Annotated in this window: 22 protein-coding genes; 18 read left to right on the forward strand and 4 right to left on the reverse strand. The window is 37.1% G+C overall.

The annotated features are described in order from the left end of the window. Positions 1-131 precede the first annotated feature (131 nt). The 11 genes from FDF36_RS16840 to FDF36_RS16890 all read left to right on the forward strand — a co-directional run bounded on the left by FDF36_RS16840 (position 132) and on the right by FDF36_RS16890 (position 10,246). Complete coding sequence (locus tag FDF36_RS16840; RefSeq protein ID WP_259281471.1) at positions 132-992, forward strand: glycosyltransferase family 2 protein; 861 nt, start codon at positions 132-134, stop codon at positions 990-992. Between the two features lie 10 nt (positions 993-1,002). Continuing rightward, on the forward strand, positions 1,003-1,746 hold the full coding sequence (locus tag FDF36_RS16845) for a glycosyltransferase family 2 protein (RefSeq protein WP_220392140.1): 744 nt from the start codon (positions 1,003-1,005) through the stop codon (positions 1,744-1,746). Beyond that, complete coding sequence (locus FDF36_RS16850; RefSeq protein WP_220392141.1) at positions 1,743-2,690, forward strand: hypothetical protein; 948 nt, start codon at positions 1,743-1,745, stop codon at positions 2,688-2,690. Before FDF36_RS16845 ends, FDF36_RS16850 begins: the two co-directional genes overlap by 4 nt. A 5-nt stretch (positions 2,691-2,695) precedes the next feature. Further along, positions 2,696-3,898, forward strand: a complete 1,203-nt coding sequence (locus FDF36_RS16855; protein WP_220392142.1) for a hypothetical protein — start codon at positions 2,696-2,698, stop codon at positions 3,896-3,898. Between the two features lie 5 nt (positions 3,899-3,903). Then, the gene (locus FDF36_RS16860) at positions 3,904-4,656 is read left to right on the forward strand and encodes a glycosyltransferase family 2 protein (RefSeq protein ID WP_220392143.1); all 753 of its coding nucleotides are present in this window, start codon (positions 3,904-3,906) and stop codon (positions 4,654-4,656) included. A gap of 37 nt (positions 4,657-4,693) precedes the next feature. Continuing rightward, entirely contained in the window at positions 4,694-5,584 is an 891-nt protein-coding gene (locus tag FDF36_RS16865) for a DUF6492 family protein (RefSeq protein ID WP_220392144.1), read from the forward strand. Beyond that, positions 5,568-6,701: a glycosyltransferase gene (locus tag FDF36_RS16870; RefSeq protein WP_220392145.1), complete on the forward strand. Its 1,134-nt coding sequence runs from the start codon at positions 5,568-5,570 to the stop codon at positions 6,699-6,701. The genes FDF36_RS16865 and FDF36_RS16870 overlap by 17 nt, the downstream gene beginning before the upstream one ends. Continuing rightward, a complete protein-coding gene (locus tag FDF36_RS16875; protein WP_259281468.1) occupies positions 6,698-7,303 on the forward strand; it encodes an LbetaH domain-containing protein in 606 nt (201 codons plus the stop codon). Before FDF36_RS16870 ends, FDF36_RS16875 begins: the two co-directional genes overlap by 4 nt. A gap of 24 nt (positions 7,304-7,327) precedes the next feature. Then, positions 7,328-8,095, forward strand: coding sequence for a glycosyltransferase family 2 protein (locus tag FDF36_RS16880; protein ID WP_259281469.1), 768 nt, complete (start codon positions 7,328-7,330; stop codon positions 8,093-8,095). A 237-nt stretch (positions 8,096-8,332) separates the two neighbouring features. Continuing rightward, positions 8,333-9,295 carry an NAD-dependent epimerase/dehydratase family protein gene (locus FDF36_RS16885; protein WP_220392146.1) on the forward strand — a complete coding sequence of 321 codons (963 nt, stop codon included), beginning with the start codon at positions 8,333-8,335 and terminating at the stop codon, positions 9,293-9,295. A gap of 3 nt (positions 9,296-9,298) precedes the next feature. Beyond that, positions 9,299-10,246 carry an MraY family glycosyltransferase gene (locus FDF36_RS16890; RefSeq protein ID WP_220392147.1) on the forward strand — a complete coding sequence of 316 codons (948 nt, stop codon included), beginning with the start codon at positions 9,299-9,301 and terminating at the stop codon, positions 10,244-10,246. 58 nt (positions 10,247-10,304) lie between these two features. Here FDF36_RS16890 and FDF36_RS16895 read toward each other — a convergent pair whose 3' ends face one another. Together FDF36_RS16895 and FDF36_RS16900 are read right to left on the reverse strand one after the other, a co-directional pair. Continuing rightward, complete coding sequence (locus FDF36_RS16895) at positions 10,305-11,879, reverse strand: Rne/Rng family ribonuclease (protein ID WP_220392148.1); 1,575 nt, start codon at positions 11,877-11,879, stop codon at positions 10,305-10,307. A 278-nt stretch (positions 11,880-12,157) separates the two neighbouring features. Further along, a complete protein-coding gene (locus FDF36_RS16900; protein WP_005776335.1) occupies positions 12,158-12,433 on the reverse strand; it encodes an HU family DNA-binding protein in 276 nt (91 codons plus the stop codon). Positions 12,434-12,638: 205 nt separating this feature from the next. Here FDF36_RS16900 and mutY point away from each other — a divergent pair, with 205 nt between their 5' ends. The 5 genes from mutY to FDF36_RS16925 all read left to right on the forward strand — a co-directional run bounded on the left by mutY (position 12,639) and on the right by FDF36_RS16925 (position 18,004). Beyond that, positions 12,639-13,685 (forward strand): A/G-specific adenine glycosylase, encoded by a 1,047-nt coding sequence (mutY, locus tag FDF36_RS16905; RefSeq protein WP_220392149.1) that lies wholly within the window; start codon positions 12,639-12,641, stop codon positions 13,683-13,685. 45 nt (positions 13,686-13,730) lie between these two features. Then, positions 13,731-15,299 (forward strand): sulfatase family protein, encoded by a 1,569-nt coding sequence (locus FDF36_RS16910; RefSeq protein ID WP_005786357.1) that lies wholly within the window; start codon positions 13,731-13,733, stop codon positions 15,297-15,299. 87 nt (positions 15,300-15,386) lie between these two features. After that, the gene (locus tag FDF36_RS16915) at positions 15,387-15,845 is read left to right on the forward strand and encodes a single-stranded DNA-binding protein (RefSeq protein ID WP_005795194.1); all 459 of its coding nucleotides are present in this window, start codon (positions 15,387-15,389) and stop codon (positions 15,843-15,845) included. A 135-nt stretch (positions 15,846-15,980) separates the two neighbouring features. After that, positions 15,981-17,327 carry a gliding motility-associated protein GldE gene (locus FDF36_RS16920; RefSeq protein WP_220392150.1) on the forward strand — a complete coding sequence of 449 codons (1,347 nt, stop codon included), beginning with the start codon at positions 15,981-15,983 and terminating at the stop codon, positions 17,325-17,327. A gap of 14 nt (positions 17,328-17,341) precedes the next feature. After that, positions 17,342-18,004, forward strand: a complete 663-nt coding sequence (locus FDF36_RS16925) for a 4'-phosphopantetheinyl transferase family protein (RefSeq protein ID WP_220392151.1) — start codon at positions 17,342-17,344, stop codon at positions 18,002-18,004. A 256-nt stretch (positions 18,005-18,260) separates the two neighbouring features. Here the strand turns inward: FDF36_RS16925 and FDF36_RS16930 are convergent, their stop codons facing one another. After that, entirely contained in the window at positions 18,261-18,476 is a 216-nt protein-coding gene (locus tag FDF36_RS16930; RefSeq protein WP_005786366.1) for a (4Fe-4S)-binding protein, read from the reverse strand. Positions 18,477-18,489: 13 nt separating this feature from the next. Further along, positions 18,490-18,792 carry a GNAT family N-acetyltransferase gene (locus FDF36_RS16935; RefSeq protein WP_122130497.1) on the reverse strand — a complete coding sequence of 101 codons (303 nt, stop codon included), beginning with the start codon at positions 18,790-18,792 and terminating at the stop codon, positions 18,490-18,492. A 289-nt stretch (positions 18,793-19,081) separates the two neighbouring features. On the opposite strand from FDF36_RS16935, the gene FDF36_RS16940 reads away from it, so the two are divergent. Then, positions 19,082-19,945 carry a FimB/Mfa2 family fimbrial subunit gene (locus tag FDF36_RS16940; protein ID WP_188520909.1) on the forward strand — a complete coding sequence of 288 codons (864 nt, stop codon included), beginning with the start codon at positions 19,082-19,084 and terminating at the stop codon, positions 19,943-19,945. Between the two features lie 43 nt (positions 19,946-19,988). Then, complete coding sequence (locus FDF36_RS16945) at positions 19,989-21,074, forward strand: FimB/Mfa2 family fimbrial subunit (RefSeq protein ID WP_220392152.1); 1,086 nt, start codon at positions 19,989-19,991, stop codon at positions 21,072-21,074. Positions 21,075-21,082: the final 8 nt, after the last annotated feature.

Here is a 21,082-nt window from a genome sequence, read left to right on the forward strand (position 1 = left end):
CAATGATATTACTCCATAAAGTGTATTTTTTCCTTAAAATCTCCGTATCCATAATCTATTAAATAGACTTCGCAATTGGTGTATGTCCGATTACGAATGTTTGATACGGCTAAGGTACTACTCACATATACATAGAAGATGCTATAAGATCTGCTATTAGTCAAACGTATCAAAATATTGAGATTATTATAGTTGATAACTGTAGTACAGATTTAACTTGGAGTATTTTGAAAACATGGGCAAGAAAAGATCATAGAATTAAAATATATCAGAATAAAACTAATATAGGACCTGTTTTAAATTGGAACGAATGCTTTAAGCATGCTTCAGGTGAGTATATAAAGATTCTTTGGTCTGATGATTGGATGGCATTAGATTTTATTGAAAGAGCAGTGAATCTAATTGATGAGAAGTCAGCGTTTGTTATATCAAATCATAAGATCGTATCAGAAAATGGTATTGTAGATAATGTAAAGTATAAGAAACAAAAATATACAAGAAAAGAGTATCTGTATAATATATTATTTCAAAATATTGAGAAATTCCCATTATCTCCTGGGTGTGCTCTTTTTAGAACGAAAGATCTGAATGATAACTTTGTTATAGATATTCCTAATACTGATGGACTGGATTCAAAAAAAAATGGTGCAGGTAATGATCTATTGATTTTTTTAAATATCGTGCTAAATTATGCTCATATTTCAATTTTACAATATGATGCTAGCTTTTTCAGAGCACATAAAGAGTCCTTCTCTATTCAAAATCAGTTAGAATTGTATTATGAGTGGGCTAAAGTCTATTTTATTCAAAAAAAAATGAATAAAACTTATTATTCTAATATAAAAAAAATAATGTTTTGGCAACAAATAAATAAAGGTAATAAGATTTATCATAATTTATATGTGTGTCTGAAATATAATTATTGGATGCCACTCTCATTTTGTATCATTATGTTGAGTGGAGTTTTAAATTCTTTGAGAAATAGAAAATAATATATTATTTATGGATAAGAGTGGGACTAATCCTTTGTTTTCAATTATTACAGTATCATATAATGCTAAAGAAAGTATTGAGGATACGATTAACAGTATTATTAATCAAACGTATTCAAATTTTGAATATATTATTGTTGATGGAGGTAGTACAGATGGAACATTAGATATAATACGAAAATATGAGGATAAAATTTCATATTGGATAAGTGAGCCAGATAATGGTATTTATGATGCAATGAATAAAGGATTGGCTATTTGTAAAGGTGAATGGATTAATTTTATGAATAGCGGGGATCTATTTTATAATGATCATGTATTGGTTGATATCTATAGATATTGTGATTTTAAAAATTTTCATATTTTGTATGGTAAAACAGTAGTAAAGGAAACAGGAAGAGTTATTGTACCTCCTTTGAAAATTAGAAAAAAGTATTTTTTACTTGATACTATCTGTCATCAGAGTATTTTTTTTAATCGATCTATATTTATGGATTTAGGTACTTATAGTTTAGATTATAAAATTATAGCTGATAGAGACCTTTTACTTAAATCAATTATCAATGAAAAAAAATTTTTATATGTTGATGTGGTTGTTTCCTTATGGGAGTCTTTGGGGTTTTCTGGAAATAATTTGAAATTATTTAAAAATGAAGAGAAATTGTTAGTTAATAGAAATTTCAATACTGTTGAAATCTATTTTATTCGTATAAATTATAAATTTAGACAATTTCTTAATAAATTAAAAATATGAATATTTTACATGATACGTGTCGTTTAGTTTTTGTGTATTTGGGGCGTTTGCCTGAATATGTTATATATTCATTGAAGATAAATTCGAAATATAATAGAATCACTCTATTGCATGATTGTGAAATTCAAAATCATGTTGCAAATGTTGAATATATAAATATCGATGATTTTTATGATAGAAGACAGTTTGTTAATTTGATAGCGGAAAGTCCTTTGAAAAATTTTCGTGACGGTTTTTGGTACAAAACGACTGAAAGATTTTATGTATTAAGATCTTATATGGATCATTATAATGTTCATGCCATCTTTCATGCAGAATTGGATAATATCGTTTATAACTTGGAAGGTGTATCTATATCTCTAGATAAAATTGGCAATGGACTATTTTATCCTATATTGAATAATAAAAAAGCAGCAGCGTCTTTTATGTACATAAATTCGTTTTCAGAATTAGATGCTTTAATAGGTTATTTTAATGAGCAAAAAACTTTTAAAGATGACATGCAATTACTGGCAGAATATGCATCTGTATCGGTAAATGTGTTCCCGTTACCATCTGAAAATTCCTTATGTAAGATGCCTGTATCTAATGAAGTACAATGCATCTATGATGCAGCTTCAATTGGACAATATTTATTAGGGATAGATTTCAGGAATGCAAGTCGTCCTATCTTTAATGGATTTCAGAATGAGAATTGTATAATTGATTTATCTCAATTGAAATTTATTCAAGATGATGATAAAGGAATTTTGATGTTTTATGATCAAGCTATCTATCTCCTTAAGAATATTCATGTTCATAGTAAGGTTTTTAAACGAATGTATCTAAGTGAATCTTATGTGCCTCGTATAATGAAAAAAATAAATGGTGGGAAAAAAAGTTTAATGTCTTTGAATTTTAAGAATATGATCAAATTGTTTTTAGATAAATCAAAATTACTTTAATAATTATGATTCATGTCGATTTGAGTAAACGTAATTCTATTTTTTCATTGATATTAGTCTGGATATTTTTGACAAGTACAGCTCCTTTTGTCTTTTTTAGATGGCCTGGGCATCCATATAAAGCATTGTCTTTTTTATGCTTATTCACTATGGTTTTTCATTTAAATGTTGGACGAGGTGTTAAGCGGGTAGATAGTTCCATTTTCGCTATTGTCTTGTTGCAAATATGTTATTATATATTAATCTCTTTCTATCATTCTGATTTTAAAAATGTTAATCTTTGTGTACAACTTATTTCGTTGTGCATTATTATATCCTATATTAAGATCTATGTCGGATTTGATGTTTTTGTGAAGTCATTTATCTGGATAATGTTAATTATGGGTGCCGGTGGAACCTTGACCTTTTTTTTGCATTTATTGGGTTTGATAACTCCTATATTCAGAGTTGAATATGGATCTGATATATCTTATTTTTTAGGTTTGACAACAACAAATGTTTTTTTTGATAGTGAAGGTATTAGGGTAATTCGTTATGCTGGTTTCTTTGACGAACCAGGTACTTTCTCTTTGTTCTCAATTTTTGCCTTAATATTGAATAAGGTATATTTTAATGATAAAAATAAGGAACTCTTACTTATATTGGTAACTATATTCACTTTCTCAATAGCATTTTATGTAACAATATTTTTTTATTTTTTATTCTTTTATGTGACTAAAAAAGATATGAAATATGTACCATTAATAATATCTGTAGTTTTTATTTGTTATCTTTCTTTGCAGAATAGTAATGGTGGATCTCTTGGTACAATATACAAACTGACATTTGAAAGGTTGGATTTTTCTGAAGATGCTAGAGGTAATAATAATAGAGCTGGCCCAATGGAAAATGATAGACGAATATTTTTTAATAATTTCTTGCTTGGAGTAGGACTTGGGAGTGAAGAAGTGGAGGGTTCTAATGTTTTTGCTGTCTTCGCACGATATGGTGTTATTGGTTCGTTTTTCTTTTATGCGTTTCTAATTTATTTATTGTTATTAATTGTCAATGTTCCATTGGAAAATCGAAAATTATTTTTTAAAATATATATTGTGATACTTTTGACTTTTTTTTATAGACCAGAACTTTCTTCTGTTATGGTACTTTTAGTCTTTTATATGCTTATTGATTATATAAAAAGTAAGAAATATTTAAATTGTAAGTATTGATAATAATGTTATATTCTAAAGTTTCGATAATAACGGCTTCATATAATTCGGAAGCAACATTAGAGGCTACTATAGAGTCCGTATACAATCAGACTTATCAAGATATTGAATATATTATAATTGATGGTGGGTCAAGTGATAAAACAGTATCAATAATACAAAAGTTTGAACCTTTGTTTTCAGGGCGATTGAAATGGATATCAGAACCCGATAAAGGGATTTACGACGCTTGGAATAAGGGGTTGGAAATTGCAACAGGTGAATGGATTGCTTTTCTTGGAAGCGATGATATTTATTTACCCGACTCTATACATAAATATATGAATGTTTTGATTTCAAAAAAATGTGTAAACTTTATATCATCTAAGTGTAAATTAGTAAATAGTGAATTAAAAGCATTAATGATTTATGGCAAACCATGGGGAAAGTTGATGAATTCTTATTGTTGCATAGCACATGTGGGTTGTATGCATAAAAGATGTTTGTTTGATAATTATGGATCTTTTAATAGTGATTACAAAATAGCTGGAGATTATGATTTCCTTTTGCGTGTAAAAGATGTAATAATTCCATATTATTTACCTGAAATAACTGCAATAGTTCAAGATGGTGGAATTAGTAATCGAAATATATTAAAAGTTTGTGGTGAAACGTTGAAAATAAAAGTATCTCATAAAACCAAGAATCTTTATTTCTCTTTATGGGATTATTGCGTAGCTGTATTAAAATATTATGTTCGTTCTTTTATGATAAAATAGTATTGTATTTATATAATTGCTTAAATGAATTAAAAAGATGGAAATAGACTTAGTATTTGTTACAAAGATAGATCATTTATATGTGTTAAATTTGGCATTGAAGAAGATGGTGATGCTAAATGATATTAGATCTGTTTTTATTATTACTAATAAAAAATATTTTAAATACTTTCCAGTAAGGAAGGATATAAAGATTAATCTGATTGATGAAGATTCTGTTTTACCAGATATGACATTGAATCAGTTAAGCAAATTGTCTTTGCCATTTTTTCCAAAAAGATCAGGTTGGTATTTTCAGCAATTTTTGAAACTTGGAATCTCTAAACTAGATAATTTGTCAGAGAATTATTTAGTACTGGATGCTGATACTATATTTTTGCAAAGAATTCCATTATTTGATAATGGACGTTTTGTTTTTACTAAAGCTCAAGAATATCATAAACCTTACTTTGAAAATTATATAAATCTTCTGAAAGAAAGTCCATCCCGAGAATTCTCTTTCATTTCTCAATATATGTTATTTAACAAAAATATAGTGACTGAAATGTTGAATAAGATAGAGTCTAATTTTAATTTTGAGAATCATTGGAATTGGATAATTATTAATAATCTTTTAGGTGATGATGCGAGTTTATTTAGTGAATATGAAACCTATGGGAATTATATAAAGAATCATTATCCAGAAAAAGTCTGTTTCTTAGATTTTAAATGGCTTAGAGAAGGTTCTAAAGTGCTTGGTTCTTTGTTTCCTAAAATAGAAGATATTGAGAAGCTGCATGGATATTATTTTGTTTCATTTGAACTAAATACAGTCGGCGCAAGTTTTTTTACTAAACTGAAGAAACATCTTTTTTGCTTTTTATATCCTCGTTTTTCTTTTCTGAAAAGAATAATTTACAAAGTTTTACCCTATGAAATTAATAATTAATGCTTCTACTTTAAGTGGAACGGGAGTTACTCAAGTTGCGGTTTCATTTATTGAAGAATGTAAACGATTTGAGGAAAATTATTATTTCGTTTTTCTAAGTAATCATGTTTATAGTCAAGTTGAAATAGAGAAATTCCCTTCTAATTTTAAATTTTATGTTATAGATAAACATCCTAGATATTTTATAGAAGGTTATTCTACAAGGCGATATTTAAGAACCATGGAAGCTATAATAAAGCCAGACTGTGTTTTTAGTATTTTTGGCCCTTCTTATTGGACTCCCAAAGCACCCCATTTAATGGGGTACGCCTATCCACATTATGTATATCCAGAGTCTCCTGTTTTTGATATAATGACTATTAAAGATAAGATACGTTTTTGCTTATATAAAAAAATACATAAATACTTTTTGAAAAAAAATGGGTTTTATTATGTTTGTGAAACAGAAGATGTGTCTAATCGATTAAAGAAATATTTGGGAATATCCTCTGATAGAGTATATACTGTTTCTAATACATATAATCATTATTTTGACCAATTTAAGCTCCCTTTGAATTCATTTGTGGAGAAAGATGTTACAGAGTTTAAGTTTCTAAGCTTATGCTCTTTTGCTGTTCATAAAAACTTGCAAATATTGAATCAGGTAATCCCACTATTAAATGATACCTTAAAAAACATAAAAATTATTTTCGTTTTAACTGTAGATAATAAAAGTTTTGAGTATTATTTGTCTGAAGAGGCCAAAAAGTCAATTGTTAATTTGGGAGTTATTGATGTTTCTAAATGTCCTCAACTTTATAATGAATGTGACGCATTGTTTTTACCAACATTGCTTGAATGTTTTAGTGCTAATTATGTAGAAGCAATGAAGATGAGGAAGCCTATTGTTACTTCTAATCTTCCTTTTGCTACTAATGTATGTAAAAATGCAGCATTATATTTTGACCCAATGAATGCGCATGATATTGTTGAGAAGATTTCTCTTTTGGTACGAAATAAGCAATTATATCAAAATTTGTGTCTTGAGGGAGACTTGGTGTTGAAAGGTTTTAAAACATCTCAAGAAAGAGCAAAATCTTATTTGGAAATTTGTAAATCAATAATTCGGAAAGTATGAGATATTTATTGATGAACTATGGGGTATTAGGTGTAATGCGTTTGGCCTTAGATTTTATTGGCACAAAGATTGCTTTTAGAAAGTCTAGATTAATACGTTTTCCAATTGATATAAGAGGGAAATCATTTATTGATTTTGGTAGCAATCTCACAACAGGCCGATATTGTAGGTTGGAAGTTTATCCTATAGAACATAAAAAAGGAATCTTAAAAATTGGGGATAATGTAGAAATTAATGATTTTGTGCATATTGCTGCAAGATTATCTGTTCAGATAGGGAATAATGTATTAATTGCTAGTAAGGTGTTTATATCTGATATTCAACATGGTTCTTACAATTCTAATAAGATATCCAACGATTGTTATCCCGACATCCCGCCCAAAGAACGCTCTCTATTTGCGGAAAGTGTATTTGTTGGAGATAATGTTTGGATTGGAGAATCTGTTTCAATTTTAGCTGGAGTAAAAATAGGTGATTTTTCTATAATAGGGGCAAATTCAGTAGTATGTAAATCAATTCCTTCTTATTCGATAGCTGTTGGTAATCCTGCTACTGTAATTAAAAAATTTAACAAAACGACTAATAAGTGGGAAAAGGTGTAAAATCATGTATTCTCTTTTATTGCTATGAATCCGATTCTTTCATTTATAATTATTGAGTATCATTCGTTTGATGATATTGTTAAGTGTATTACTACTATCCGTTCTTCTACTTCTTTATCATATGAAGTAATTGTTTCTTCTAATTCATGTTATTTATTAGAAGTACAGGAAAGAATGTTAAAGAAAATAGAACACGTCAAATGGGTTTTTAATTCTAAGAATGGGGGCTTTGCTTATGCTATGAATAGGGGAGTAGAGAAGGCAGTTGGTGATTTTTTGGTTATAATGAATCCAGATGTGAGAATAAAATATGGTATAGAACGTATGTTTGATTATTTGTACTTTAATGAACAGATAGGTATAGTGTCACCTAAAATAGTAAACTCTTTAGGTGAGGTGCAGGATAGTTTTCGTAAATTTCTAACGCCGTCTAATTTTATTCTGAGACAGTTAAGACGAATTTTTTATAGACGGAATGAAGTGATTACGATAACCGAATTAGAAAATGTAGATTGGGTAATTGGAGCTTTTATGATGATCTCTAAGGAAGCTTATGAAGCAGTTTGTGGCATGGATGAAAAATATTTTTTGTATTGTGAGGATATGGATCTTTGTAAGAAGATACATGATAAAGGCTATAAAGTAATATATTATCCTGATGCTGTTGTGGTATATGAAGGGACTCGTTCTGCAAGGAAATCATTGAAATATGCTTGTATATTTTTGAATTCATTACTACACTATTGGAGTAAGTTTGGATTTAAGAGATTGACTTCTGTATTTGAACAATGACAAGTGATTGTTTAATAATTGTGTTATGAAATATTTTATATATTATTGGGGATGTTCTTTTATTGTAGCTATTGCTATAATCTTTGTGTTATAATATTTGAAATTTAGAATATGCGCTTGCTGTTATTATGTGAATATATATACGCTTGTCTTTATTGGATGTTTTTGATTTGTATATGGGATACTCGGGAAGCATTATAGGATTTTTCTGATTAGTTAGTAATAAATAAACATTAAATGAACATTCTTATTACTGGTATTTGTGGGTTTGTGGGGACTAACTTGATTAAAGTCTTAAAAAGGGTGCATACTCTTTATGGATTGGATATTATAGATGTTGAAAAGCAGATGGACATAAAAAGATTCTCTTGGGCAGAATTTGAACCTTCTTCTTTTCCTCTTCAAACTCTTCCTAAGTTTGATGTCATTATTCATCTTGCCGGAAAGGCCCATGATACTAAAAACCAATCGGCCGCTCAGTCCTATTTTGATATCAATACCGGTCTTACCCAAAAGATCTTTGATTTCTTTCTGGAATCATCTGTCAAGAAATTCATTTTCTTTAGTTCGGTGAAAGCTGCTGCTGATAGTGTAGTAGGGGATGTACTTACTGAAGACGTGATTCCGACTCCGGTAGGGCCCTATGGCGAAAGCAAGATACAGGCTGAGGAGTATATAAAGAAGCGTTTTGCATTCTCAAATACGGATAAGCAGGTGTATATTCTTCGTCCCTGTATGATTCATGGTCCGGGTAATAAAGGAAACTTGAATCTATTGTATAATGTGGTGAAGAAAGGAATTCCCTGGCCATTGGGTGATTTTGAAAATCGTCGTTCATTTACTTCAATCGATAATCTATGTTATGTGATTGAGGGATTATTGGCAAAAGATGTCCCTTCGGGTATTTATCACATGGGTGATGATGAAGCTCTGTCAACGAATGAACTGATTGCCATCATGTGCGAGGCAATGGGAAAACAGCCTCACATCTGGAAAATGAACAAGCGTTTTATGGAAGGATGTGCCAGATTGGGCACTTTACTCCACTTGCCTTTGAATACCGAAAGACTTCGTAAACTGACGGAGAACTATGTAGTAAGTAACGCCAAGATAAAGGTCGCTTTGGGGATTGATAAAATGCCGGTCACCGCTAAAGAAGGGCTGATAAAGACTATTCGTTCATTTGAAGAAACTGAATAACTTATGTATTATCTGATAATCTTAGTTCTGCTATTTCTGGCAGAACTTTTTTATTTTCGTATTGCTGATAAATATAATATTATCGACAAACCGAACGAACGGAGTTCGCATACCCGGATCACGCTGCGGGGTGGAGGAATTATCTTCTACTTGGGTGCATTGGTTTATTTTCTGACAAGTCAATTTGAGTACCCTTGGTTTATGTTGGCTCTCACTCTGGTGACGGTGATCAGCTTTGTAGATGATATCCGCTCCATATCACAAGGACTTCGTCTTGTTTTTCATTTTACGGCGATGGCTTTGATGTTCTATCAGTGGGAGTTGTTTACTCTCCCCTGGTGGACTGTAGTTGTGGCTTTGATCGCATGTACAGGGATTATCAATGCCTATAATTTTATGGATGGAATTAATGGAATCACGGGGGGATATTCGCTGGTTGTACTTGGAGCTTTGGCGTTTATCAATCATTGGGTTGTTTCGTTCGTTGAACCGGGTTTGATTTATACCATGCTGTGTGCGATGCTGGTCTTTAATTTCTTTAATTTCCGTAAGAGGGCAAAATGCTTTGCCGGTGATGTGGGGTCGGTCAGTATTGCTTTTATTATTCTGTTTTTAATCGGTAAGCTGATAATCGATACGGAAGATTTTAGTTGGATTGTGCTTCTGGCAGTATATGGAGTGGATAGTGTGTTGACGATCGTACACCGGTTGTTGCTACATGAAAATATTGGTCTGCCCCACCGGAAACATTTGTATCAGATAATGGCTAACGAACTGAAGATACCTCATGTCGCGGTGTCATTGACCTATATGGTGGTGCAGGGCGTAGTTGTGGCGGGATACCTGGTATTACGGGAGTACGGATATGTATATTTGGCAGGAAGCATATTGCTGTTGAGTATATTATATCTGTTGTTCATGAAGAGATTCTTTCATCTGCACCAGTTTTGAGTTAGTCGGTGGTGGGAAATAAAAAGAAAGGCGACTTGATTGCAAGCCGCCTTTCTTTTTATTTAATCTCAAATTCTTCCTTCATATCGATCTCTTCTCCATGTGAATCGTAGAATACGTATTCAAGAAAAGCGAGTTTCTGACTCGGAATAATTTTAATACCAAATCCGTATTTCATCTGCCATTTGCGTTTCAGCGACATAAGTCCCTGATTCAAATAGGCAGCCACATACGGGTGGATGTGTAGTGAGAATTTCTTAATCTTCAGTTTATTGACCAGATAATCAATTTTACTCTCCAGTGTGTCCGTAAAGAGGATGGACGATTTGATGGTGCCTTTGCCAAAGCAAGTTGGACAAGTTTCCATCGTGTTTACATCCATAGCCGGGCGAACCCGTTGACGCGTGATCTGCATCAGTCCGAATTTGCTTAAGGGCAGAATGTTGTGACGCGCCCTGTCTTTTTGCATGTTGGCACACATACGTTCGTAAAGCTTCTGACGGTTTTCGGCTTCATTCATGTCAATGAAATCTACCACAATGATACCACCCATATCCCTTAGCCTCAGTTGGCGTGCCAGTTCGTCGGCAGCCCCCAGGTTTACTTCGAGTGCGTTACCTTCCTGCCCGTTGGCATTCTTGGTGCGGTTTCCGCTGTTCACGTCTACTACGTGAAGCGCCTCAGTGTGCTCAATAATCAAGTAGGCACCACTCTTGTAGGATACTGTTTTACCAAAAGACGATTTAATCTGTTTGGTGATACCAAAATTGTCATAAATGGGAAGTTGACCTTTATACAACTTGACGATGCCTGCCCGTTCGGGGGCAATCAGCGTCACATAATCCTTGATTTCGTTGAATACCGCTTCGTTGTTCACATGGATGTTTTCATACGATGGATTGAACAAATCGCGTATCATGCCAACGGCACGACTGGTTTCTTCAAAAATCAGTGTAGGATACTTGGTCGCTTTCTGTACCTTGACAATACTCTCTTCCCAATGTTTTAATAATACTTTAAGCTCTCCGTCAAGTTCGGCAACGCGTTTACCTTCGGCTACAGTACGAACGATTACTCCGAAATTTTTCGGTTTAATGCTCATGATAAGTTGCTTCAGGCGTGCGCGTTCTTCGCTCGATTTGATTTTTTGTGAGACAGAAACCTTGTCGTTAAAAGGGATCAGCACCAGATATCTTCCAGCAAATGAGATTTCGGAAGTCAGGCGCGGCCCCTTGGTTGAGATAGGCTCTTTTACAATTTGCACCACTACTTCTTGTCCTACCTTTAATGTATTGGCTACTGTGCCATCCTTGTCCAGGTCGGGAAGCAGGGTTGCTTTCGAAATGGGATTAAGCTTTTTTTTGTCGCTTAAAGTCTGCTTTACGTACTTTTCGAGTGAGTTAAATTGAGGACCCAGGTCTAAATAATGAAGGAAAGCATCTTTCTCGTAACCGACATCCACGAAGCAAGCATTCAGTCCGGGCATCAATTTCTTGACGCGGCCCAAATACATATTGCCCACCGAAAAGGAGATATTTCTTCCTTCGCTTTGAAGTTCCACCAAACTCTTGTCCTCAAGTAAGGCGATGGAGACTTCTTTGGGCTGTACGTCTACTACTAATTCGCTTGTCACCTTTGTTTCCTAATTATTTAATTTTGTAAAAAATGAACGAATAACTCAATGGGTTTGTTCATTCAGTCGGGTATTTAAACAAAGAACAAACCCGAAAGACATTTGCTTCACAAGTTTGTTCTTTGTTTCTGTCCAGATTCAGACTAAAAATTACTTTTTGCTTTTATGTCTGTTCTTTCTTAGTCTTTTTTTACGCTTGTGCGTAGACATTTTATGTCTTTTTTTCTTCTTTCCGCTTGGCATAGCTTCAAAATTTTATGGGTTAATACTCTTGTTTATTATTTCTTTACCGAAAGGGTGAATGTCTTAGCTGGTTTGAATGCCGGAATGTTGTGTTCCGGAATGATGATAGTCGTATTCTTAGAAATATTACGAGCGGTTTTTTGAGCTCTTTTCTTTACGACGAAGCTACCAAATCCACGGAGGTAAACATTCTCGTCCTTAGACAAAGAATCTTTCACTGCATCCATAAATGCCTCAACTGTTGTAAGTACTGTTACTTTGTCAACACCAGTGTTCTTTGCAATTTCGTTTACAATATCTGCTTTAGTCATTTTTCCTTAAAAAAAATATTATTACTATGTTCTTTCTAATTTTTTGGACTGCAAATATATAGCTTTTTAGTCTCCCAAAAAAATATATCCCGAACAATTTTCTAAAAAAGTCGCTTCATTAAGCTTTCTTAGTTCGTAATTAAACGAAAATGACTACTTTTGTGCAAGGATAAAGTTAACAAAAAGTAGAATCCGTCCAAAAAGCATGAACCGGAATTTCAGCAATGCAATAGAGAATTGGTACAAGGAATATAAACGTGAACTTCCCTGGAGGGATTCGGCGGATCCTTATGTAATATGGATATCGGAAATCATTCTTCAGCAAACGCGTGTGGTGCAGGGATACGATTATTTCGTTCGCTTTATGAAACGTTTTCCCGATGTCGCCACTTTGGCCGAGGCGGATGAAGACGAAGTGATGAAGTATTGGCAGGGACTGGGCTATTATTCGCGTGCCCGTAATTTGCATGCAGCCGCCAAGAGCATGAATGGGGTGTTTCCGAAAACTTATCCAGAGGTGCGTGCCCTCAAAGGGGTAGGTGACTATACTGCCGCTGCCATCTGTTCTTTTGCCTATAACATGCCTTACGCGGTAGTTGATGGGAATGTATATCGAGTGCTGTCGCGTTATCTGGGTATCGATACACCGATTGATTCTACAGAAGGGAAAAAGTTGTTTGCGGCCGTGGCGGATGAATTGCTGGATAGAAAGAACCCCGCATTATACAATCAGGCTATTATGGACTTCGGAGCGATCCAATGTTCTCCTCAAACTCCCAACTGCATGTTTTGTCCGTTGGCTGACAGTTGTGCGGCGCTGGCAAAGGGGACAGTGGCGGAGCTTCCGGTCAAGCAGCACAAAATAAAAACGACCAATCGTTATTTCAATTATATATATGTACGCATGGGCGTGCATACTTTCATAAATAAAAGGACGGGAAATGATATTTGGAGAAATCTGTTCGAGCTTCCGTTGATTGAAACTCCGGTTGCTGTTTCGGAGGAGGAATTTTTGGCACTGCCCGAGTTAAAGGCATTGTTTGCCCCCAAGGAACTTCCGGTAGTCCGTTCGGTTTGCCGGGACGTGAAACACGTGCTTTCCCACCGGGTGATTTATGCCAATTTTTATATAGTAGATCTTCCGGAAGATAGTCATTCGTTTGCTGCTTATCAAAAAATAAAGGCTGAAGAGCTGGAACAATATGCCGTCTCAAAACTGGTGCATGCCTTTATAGAGAAATACATCGATTGAAATAGAAACTGAATATATTTTGTTGAATTATAAATATCTAAAATTATGAAACGACCTTACTTACTATTAGCCTGTCTTTCTCCCGTAGCTTGCCTGATGGCCGCAAGTGGACAAAAAGGAGGAAAAAACAAACAGAAGGTGAATGACCGACAACTGCCGAATGTGGTGTTTATCTATGCAGATGATTTGGGATATGGCGATCTGGAATGTTATGGAGCTAAAAATGTACAAACTCCTAATGTTAACCGTTTGGCATCCGAAGGTATTCGCTTTACTAATGCGCATGCTACTGCGGCTACCAGTACTCCTTCACGTTACTCCATGCTTACGGGAGAATATGCCTGGCGTCGTCCGGGAACGGATGTAGCAGCCGGAAATGCCGGAATGATTATCCGTCCGGAAGATTACACGATGGCCGATATGTTTAAAAATTCCGGTTATGTGACTGCTGCTCTCGGTAAATGGCATTTGGGACTGGGAGATAAAAGCGGAGAGCAAGACTGGAATGCTCCACTTCCCGCTGCATTGGGGGATTTGGGATTTGACTATTCATACATTATGGCTGCTACTGCCGACCGTGTGCCCTGTGTATTTATTGAAAACGGAAAAGTGGCAAACTATGACCCGAGTGCCCCTATCGAAGTCAGCTACCGCAAACCTTTTGAAGGAGAACCTTTAGGGAAAGATCATCCGGAGCTGTTGTATAACCAGAAACACAGTCATGGACATGATATGGCTATCGTAAACGGAATCGGCCGCATCGGTTATATGAAAGGGGGAGGCAAGGCTTTATGGAAAGATGAAAATATTGCCGACTCGATCACTACACATGCCATCAACTTTATTCGCGAACATAAGGATGAACCGTTCTTTATGTATTTTGCAACGAATGATGTGCACGTTCCACGCTTTCCACACGAGCGTTTCCGTGGTAAGAATCCGATGGGGGTGCGCGGAGATGCCATTGTACAGTTCGACTGGAGTGTAGGGCAAATCCTGGAAACACTTGACAAGCTGGGGCTTTCTGAAAACACATTGATTATTCTTTCCAGTGATAACGGTCCTGTTGTGGATGATGGTTATCAGGATCGTGCAGAGGAGTTGCTCAACGGGCACAGTCCGGCAGGTCCGCTGCGTGGCAACAAATATAGTGCTTTCGAAGGTGGAACCCGTATTCCCGCCATTGTGCGCTGGCCTAAGAAAATTACTCAGCCGCAGGTGTCGGATGTATTGGTTTCACAAATCGACTGGCTGGCCTCTTTAGCTTCCTTGGTTGATGCAAGGGTTCCCAAAGGAGCGGCTCCCGATAGTTTTGACCGTCTGGGCAACTGGCTGGGAACGGATTCTACCGACCGTCCTTGGGTGATTGAGCAAGCCTCTAACCATACACTGTCAGTACGTACCAAGGACTGGAAATACATTGAACCTAACGACGGTCCTCACATGATAACCTGGGGACCTAAAATAGAAACGGGTAATCTGAGCATTCCGCAATTGTATGACATGACTAAAGATTATGAACAGGAGAATCTTGCAGAGAAGAATCCAGCCAAGCTTTTTGAATTGCAAACCATTTTGAGAAAAGTGCGCAATAAAACTTATAGAGCTTTATAAAAGTTGTAACAATTCTTGCATTCTATTGTTATTCTATTTAATTTTGGCAACGAAATTCGGTATTTAGAAACATAAAATTCTGAGAATATGTCAGTAAATAAAGTGATATTGATAGGAAATGTCGGAAAAGACCCTGAAGTGAGATATTTGGATACAGGTATTGCTGTAGCCAGTTTTCCTTTGGCTACGACCGACCGCGCATATACTTTGTCGAATGGTACACAAGTGCCCGAACGGACCGAATGGCACAATCTTGTCCTTTGGCGCGGACTGGCAGAAACTGCCGAAAAGTATGTACATAAAGGTGATAAGCTCTATGTGGAGGGGAAAATAAGAACCCGTTCTTATGATGACCAGAATGGGGCTAAACGCTATGTTACCGAGATTTTTGTGGATAATATGGAAATGCTCACTCCGAAAGGTACCGGTTCGGGATCGTATGCTCCGGCACAGCAGCAGGCTGCTGCTCCCGTGAGACCTCAATCGCAACAACCGCAGCAACCGGTGTCTTCGCAAGATAATTCGGCGGATGACCTGCCGTTTTAATGGTTAATGGCTACAAGTTAAGAGTTAGAATTGCCATCCGGCATCTAACCTTAACTTGTAGTGATAACTTTTAGCTGACAACTTGTGGCACATGATTTGCATGTAGCTACTTATTATTAACTTAAAACCAATATTTTGGACCCAGACGCTTATTTATGCCAATTGGCAGAAATTTTTAACGGAATATCCGTAAACACACCTTCATTATCGGCAATAATAGCCATTATTCTGGCAGGTTTGCTCCTGCTCGCCTCGGGCTTTGCTTCGGCATCCGAAATCGCTTTCTTCTCACTTTCGCCTTCCGATCTGAATGATATAGAAGAAGGCAATCATCCTTCTGATGGGAAAATCAGCAATCTGCTCGCAGACTCCGAACGTTTGTTGGCAACCATTCTTATCACAAACAACTTTGTGAATGTTACCATTATCATGCTCTGTAACTTCTTCTTCATGAATGTCTTTGTCTTTCATTCGCCTCTTGCAGAGTTTTTGATACTGACTGTTATCCTGACTTTCCTCTTGTTGCTTTTCGGAGAGATTATGCCTAAGATCTATTCGGCCCAGAAGACATTGGCTTTCTGCCGTTTCTCCGCTCCGGTCATCTATGTGTTGCGTAAAGTATTTGCTCCTATCTCTGCTGTGTTAGTACATTCTACGGCTTTCTTGAATAAACATTTTGCCAAAAAGAATCACAATATATCGGTTGACGAACTTTCTCATGCCCTTGAACTGACCGACAAGGCCGAACTTACGGAAGAAAATAATATACTGGAAGGCATCATTCGTTTTGGTGGCGAAACAGCCAAGGAGGTTATGACTTCCCGCCTCGACGTGGTCGATCTTGATATACGTACTCCTTTTAAAGATGTAATTCAATGTATTATCGACAATGCGTATTCCCGTATCCCTATTTATTCCGGTACACGCGATAATATCAAAGGAGTGCTTTATATTAAGGACTTGCTGCCCCATCTAAATAAGGGGGATAATTTTCGTTGGCAATCATTGATTCGTCCCGCCTATTTTGTGCCTGAGACTAAAATGATTGACGATCTTCTGCGTGACTTCCAGGCAAATAAAATTCATATTGCTATTGTTGTGGATGAATTCGGTGGTACATCGGGAATTGTGACAATGGAGGATATCATTGAAGAGATCGTTGGGGAGATTCATGATGAATATGATGATGAAGAGCGTACCTATACGGTGATTAACGATCATACCTGGGTGTTTGAGGCTAAAACACAGTTGACCGATTTTTATAAGATTACGAAGGTCGACGAAGATGATTTTGACAAAGTAGATGGAGATGCCGATACACTGGCCGGACTGTTGCTCGAGATAAAGGGAGAATTTCCGGCACTCCACGAGAAGGTTCTCTATCATCGATACGAATTTGAAGTGCTGGCTATGGACAGCCGGAGAATCCTGAAAGTGAAGTTTACCGTTAACGAGCCTTCCACAGAGGAAGAAACCTCCTGATATCTGCTTTTACCATGGCTTTGTTGCGGGAATATAAAGAAATTGCTTATCAGTGGGGAATCTGGAAAACAGAAGAGTCTCCGGAAGAACTTTTGGCACTGTTGCCCGATCCGGAAAGATATGAGCAACAGTTGACGCGTTTTTCTTCACCTCATCGTAAATTGGAATGGCTTTCCGTACGTGTATTGCTATATCAGTTGCTGGGGGAGGAAAAGATAATTGAATATGCTCCCAGTGGCAAACCCCGTTTGGCGGACTCTTCTTATTTCATCAGCATTTCTCACACTCGCGGTTATGTCGCGGTTATACTGAGTCCCATGTCCGAAGTGGGAATCGATATCGAGCAATACGGGCAGCGGGTGCACAAGGTCGCTCATAAATATATGCGTCCGGACGAGTTGATTTCTGAATATCAGGGAGAAGATACCTGGTCTTTACTTTTACATTGGTCAGCAAAAGAAGTGATGTTTAAGTGTATGGATGCTTCAGAGGTCGATTTTAGGGAGCATCTTCGCATCATGCCGTTCCAGGTATGTGAACACGGGGAGTTTCCGGCGGAAGAATACCGTACGGAACATAAGAAGAAGTTCATGATCCGCTATTTGCTGCATCCGGACTTTGTGATGACGTGGCAGGTGACATCTGCGTATTCCGTGAATGAATGTGATACCCCATGAAGAAAATACAATGATAAAGCGTATCCTATTATTGGCGATCGTTATTGGGGGCGGTATGCCAACTTGCAGACCGGCAAAGATATATATGAAACTGGAGAAGATTTATGGTTTAAAGCCTATCAATTGGATGCCAAATCGTTTGCGCTGTCGGAACAAAGCGAAATACTCTAAATCTTATAACCGCAGTTTGTGGACGGAGAGGAAATAAGAAAAGTCGCTGGAAAATTCTTTCAAATGATATTTCCGGCGATTTTGCTTATTTCTTTAGTTTATAACTCAACGCTCCCGACGGACACATTTTGATTTGGGCAATCAGTTCTTCCGTGGTAGCATTCTCCATCTTTATCCACGGACGTTCTTTCGGGTGATATACGTTAGGCAGTGTCTTTACGCAGATTCCGGCATGCCGGCAGAGTTCCGGTTGCCATACAATGGTTAGTTCGCCATTGCTGTATTCTATTTGTTTTCCCATAACTGTTTTTATATTATTGAATGTGAACACCACGAAGTACAATACGCTTCCATTCCGGATGTTTGTGTATGTATCCCGCCACGAATGGACAGAGAGGAACCAGGCGCAAGCCCTGCCGTTCAATGTCAGTGAGAACTTTCTCTGCAAGTTGTGAACCTATTCCGTGTCCTCCCAAGGCGGCCGGTACTTCGGTATGGGTCAGATAAATCTCGCCATTTAAGGATTTTATGTATTCTATCCGGGGAACATAACCTTCAACATGAAATTCATATTGATGTTTTTCTTCATTGTCTATCAGTTCATAATTTTCAGTCATAATCTTCTTTCTTTTAAATCTTGTTTTATTCTACAACATTTAGAGGATAAACTTTGTTTTCTCCGCTTGTTTATTTATGAATCATTTAAACAATAGGATGACGCGATATAACTTTAACAGATAATAATGATTCATGGCAAAACAAATGCATAATCTTTCTGTTGATATTTGACTTATGCGGAGCAACGGTGCCTCGCTTACAAAACTACCATATGGGAAGTATCTTGGTTTTAGGATACTGATTTCTGAGTGATTGAACGAATTGTTTTATATTTAAACTTTAGAGATTATGAATGGAAGAGTAATACAGATCTTCTGCATGGTAGTTGGCATGGTACTTGCTTCCTCTTGCGGAGACGAATGTCCGGTAGAACAACCTTACTCGGTTCGGGTATCTGTTAAGGACAAGAACTATTTGAATATATCGCAGTTTCCACAGTTGAGCCCGGTAGACGAAAATCTGCCTTTCCGGACTTATACAGGAACTCTCTATTACGCTCTGTATGATGCATCTACCGGGGCATTGATCAGAGAGTCGGCGGTCATCTCTACAGAAGGTGAAGAAAAGGAATACACCCTTGCTTTTCCGGGCATACCCGACGGTGATTATAAATTGGCCGTATGGGGAAATCTGACCACGGACTATCCCACCGGTATCTTGCATCAGGATGGGAAGGAACATACTGATATTTATGTGACAAGCGGGGTCTTGCATTTCTCTCCCGATTATCAGACAGAAGAATTGACACTGGAACGGACGAAGGGAAAGTTGTTACTGCTCTGTTCCAATTTCCCGGCTGAGATAACACGTATTGAACAGAATGTAAGTCATGTTTATCAGTCGACGGATGCGGGCCTCAATTATGCCGGAAGCACTCAAGTTGACAAAAATGTGCCGTTCACCAATGTCCTGGAGACATTGCTTGCTCCTACTTCGGCAGAGGGACATTCCAAATTGACTTTGACTTTCTACACCGGTGGTACACGTGCATCAGAAACTCCATATCTGAAATTGCCGGTGATGGAGATGGATATGCGGCGTAATGAAATAACTGCTGTTTCTATAGACTATAATACATCAGAAGGAATCTGGGAAATCAAGATGTTTATCCGTGGGGAATGGCTCACGATACATCGCCTGGATATCTACTGATCTCTTTTTCCTTATCTATTTATTTAAACTAAACTTTGCTATTATGAAAAAATTAATGCTTCTGGTGGCAGCAAGCCTCTTTGTATTTGCTGCTTGTTCCAGCGAAGATGATCCTTCGTCTGAAGTGAATCCTGAAAATAATGGGATTACATTTGAACTGTCCGCGGTTAATGGTCTGACAGATGGGATTGGAACCCGAATGCCGGTGTATAGCCAGGAGGCTACACAGCATGTCACTCGTGTCAGTGTTTATGCTTTTATGCAGAACGGTTCGACTTATCTGCATCAAAAGACCTATGATATCACCGGCTGGACCGATGGTACTACTTTCAAACGTTTTGCCGTTCCCGATGCTGACAAGCTTCCTGCAGGGGTATATAAGTTTTTGGCTGTAGGCCGTGACGCAAGTGACCACTTCTCTGTGACTACGCCGACTTCCGGTAATACCAATTATACGGATATGCTTGCTACTATCGTGAATTCGGGCGATGAATCGGAAATCTTTGCAGGTTCGGCCGATGCGGAAGTAATGGCTCAGGGCGGAACTCGTGTCAGCATTGAGATGACCCGTAAGGTGGCCGGTGTACTGGGATACTTCAAGAATGTTCCTCAAGTGCTTAACGGAACCACTGTGAAGTATTTGCGTCTGAAAGTCAGCAACTCCAATCAGCAGGTGAATCTGACTAATGGTGTAGGTATCAATACTGCCGCTACTCCTTATAATATAATAGATATGGATCTTTCCGGCCAGGCTGTTTCCAACGGCGTGTATGTGGGCAACGATTTGTCCGGACAGGGAGTGGTGAAAGTGCCTAATTCACAATTGGGAGGTTCGTTCTATATGCCGGTTAGTGGCGTGAGCATGACTTTAGGACTTTATGATGCGAGTGGTACCGCTATAAAAGAGTGGACCGTGAGCGACACTAATAGTTCGGGAGCAACACAGTTTAATCTGCTGGCAAATCATTTTTATGCATTAGGTGTGAAAGGTGCTACGGGTAGTGTGGATGGTGGAACACCGGGGAATCCGGGTGACGATGACGCTCCGGTCGATTTATTGACCGACCAGAACATTGTAATCACTATCAGTCCGGCATGGGAACTGATTCATAACCTGGTGATCCAGTAAAAGTAACT

Source organism: Bacteroides fragilis (genome assembly GCF_019583405.1).
GTDB lineage: Bacteria > Bacteroidota > Bacteroidia > Bacteroidales > Bacteroidaceae > Bacteroides > Bacteroides fragilis_B.

What these genes read in the sequence shown, in the direction of transcription:
- FDF36_RS16845 (WP_220392140.1), top strand. Translation starts at nt 1,003, where the DNA reads ATGGATAAGAGTGGGACTAATCCTTTGTTTTCAATTATTACAGTATCA.
- FDF36_RS16850 (WP_220392141.1), top strand. Translation starts at nt 1,743, where the DNA reads ATGAATATTTTACATGATACGTGTCGTTTAGTTTTTGTGTATTTGGGG.
- FDF36_RS16855 (WP_220392142.1), top strand. Translation starts at nt 2,696, where the DNA reads ATGATTCATGTCGATTTGAGTAAACGTAATTCTATTTTTTCATTGATA.
- FDF36_RS16860 (WP_220392143.1), top strand. Translation starts at nt 3,904, where the DNA reads ATGTTATATTCTAAAGTTTCGATAATAACGGCTTCATATAATTCGGAA.
- FDF36_RS16865 (WP_220392144.1), top strand. Translation starts at nt 4,694, where the DNA reads ATGGAAATAGACTTAGTATTTGTTACAAAGATAGATCATTTATATGTG.
- FDF36_RS16870 (WP_220392145.1), top strand. Translation starts at nt 5,568, where the DNA reads ATGAAATTAATAATTAATGCTTCTACTTTAAGTGGAACGGGAGTTACT.
- FDF36_RS16875 (WP_259281468.1), top strand. Translation starts at nt 6,698, where the DNA reads ATGAGATATTTATTGATGAACTATGGGGTATTAGGTGTAATGCGTTTG.
- FDF36_RS16880 (WP_259281469.1), top strand. Translation starts at nt 7,328, where the DNA reads ATGAATCCGATTCTTTCATTTATAATTATTGAGTATCATTCGTTTGAT.
- FDF36_RS16885 (WP_220392146.1), top strand. Translation starts at nt 8,333, where the DNA reads ATGAACATTCTTATTACTGGTATTTGTGGGTTTGTGGGGACTAACTTG.
- FDF36_RS16890 (WP_220392147.1), top strand. Translation starts at nt 9,299, where the DNA reads ATGTATTATCTGATAATCTTAGTTCTGCTATTTCTGGCAGAACTTTTT.
- FDF36_RS16900 (WP_005776335.1), bottom strand. Translation starts at nt 12,433, where the DNA reads ATGACTAAAGCAGATATTGTAAACGAAATTGCAAAGAACACTGGTGTT.
- mutY (WP_220392149.1), top strand. Translation starts at nt 12,639, where the DNA reads ATGAACCGGAATTTCAGCAATGCAATAGAGAATTGGTACAAGGAATAT.
- FDF36_RS16910 (WP_005786357.1), top strand. Translation starts at nt 13,731, where the DNA reads ATGAAACGACCTTACTTACTATTAGCCTGTCTTTCTCCCGTAGCTTGC.
- FDF36_RS16915 (WP_005795194.1), top strand. Translation starts at nt 15,387, where the DNA reads ATGTCAGTAAATAAAGTGATATTGATAGGAAATGTCGGAAAAGACCCT.
- FDF36_RS16925 (WP_220392151.1), top strand. Translation starts at nt 17,342, where the DNA reads ATGGCTTTGTTGCGGGAATATAAAGAAATTGCTTATCAGTGGGGAATC.
- FDF36_RS16930 (WP_005786366.1), bottom strand. Translation starts at nt 18,476, where the DNA reads ATGGGAAAACAAATAGAATACAGCAATGGCGAACTAACCATTGTATGG.
- FDF36_RS16935 (WP_122130497.1), bottom strand. Translation starts at nt 18,792, where the DNA reads ATGACTGAAAATTATGAACTGATAGACAATGAAGAAAAACATCAATAT.
- FDF36_RS16940 (WP_188520909.1), top strand. Translation starts at nt 19,082, where the DNA reads ATGAATGGAAGAGTAATACAGATCTTCTGCATGGTAGTTGGCATGGTA.
- FDF36_RS16945 (WP_220392152.1), top strand. Translation starts at nt 19,989, where the DNA reads ATGAAAAAATTAATGCTTCTGGTGGCAGCAAGCCTCTTTGTATTTGCT.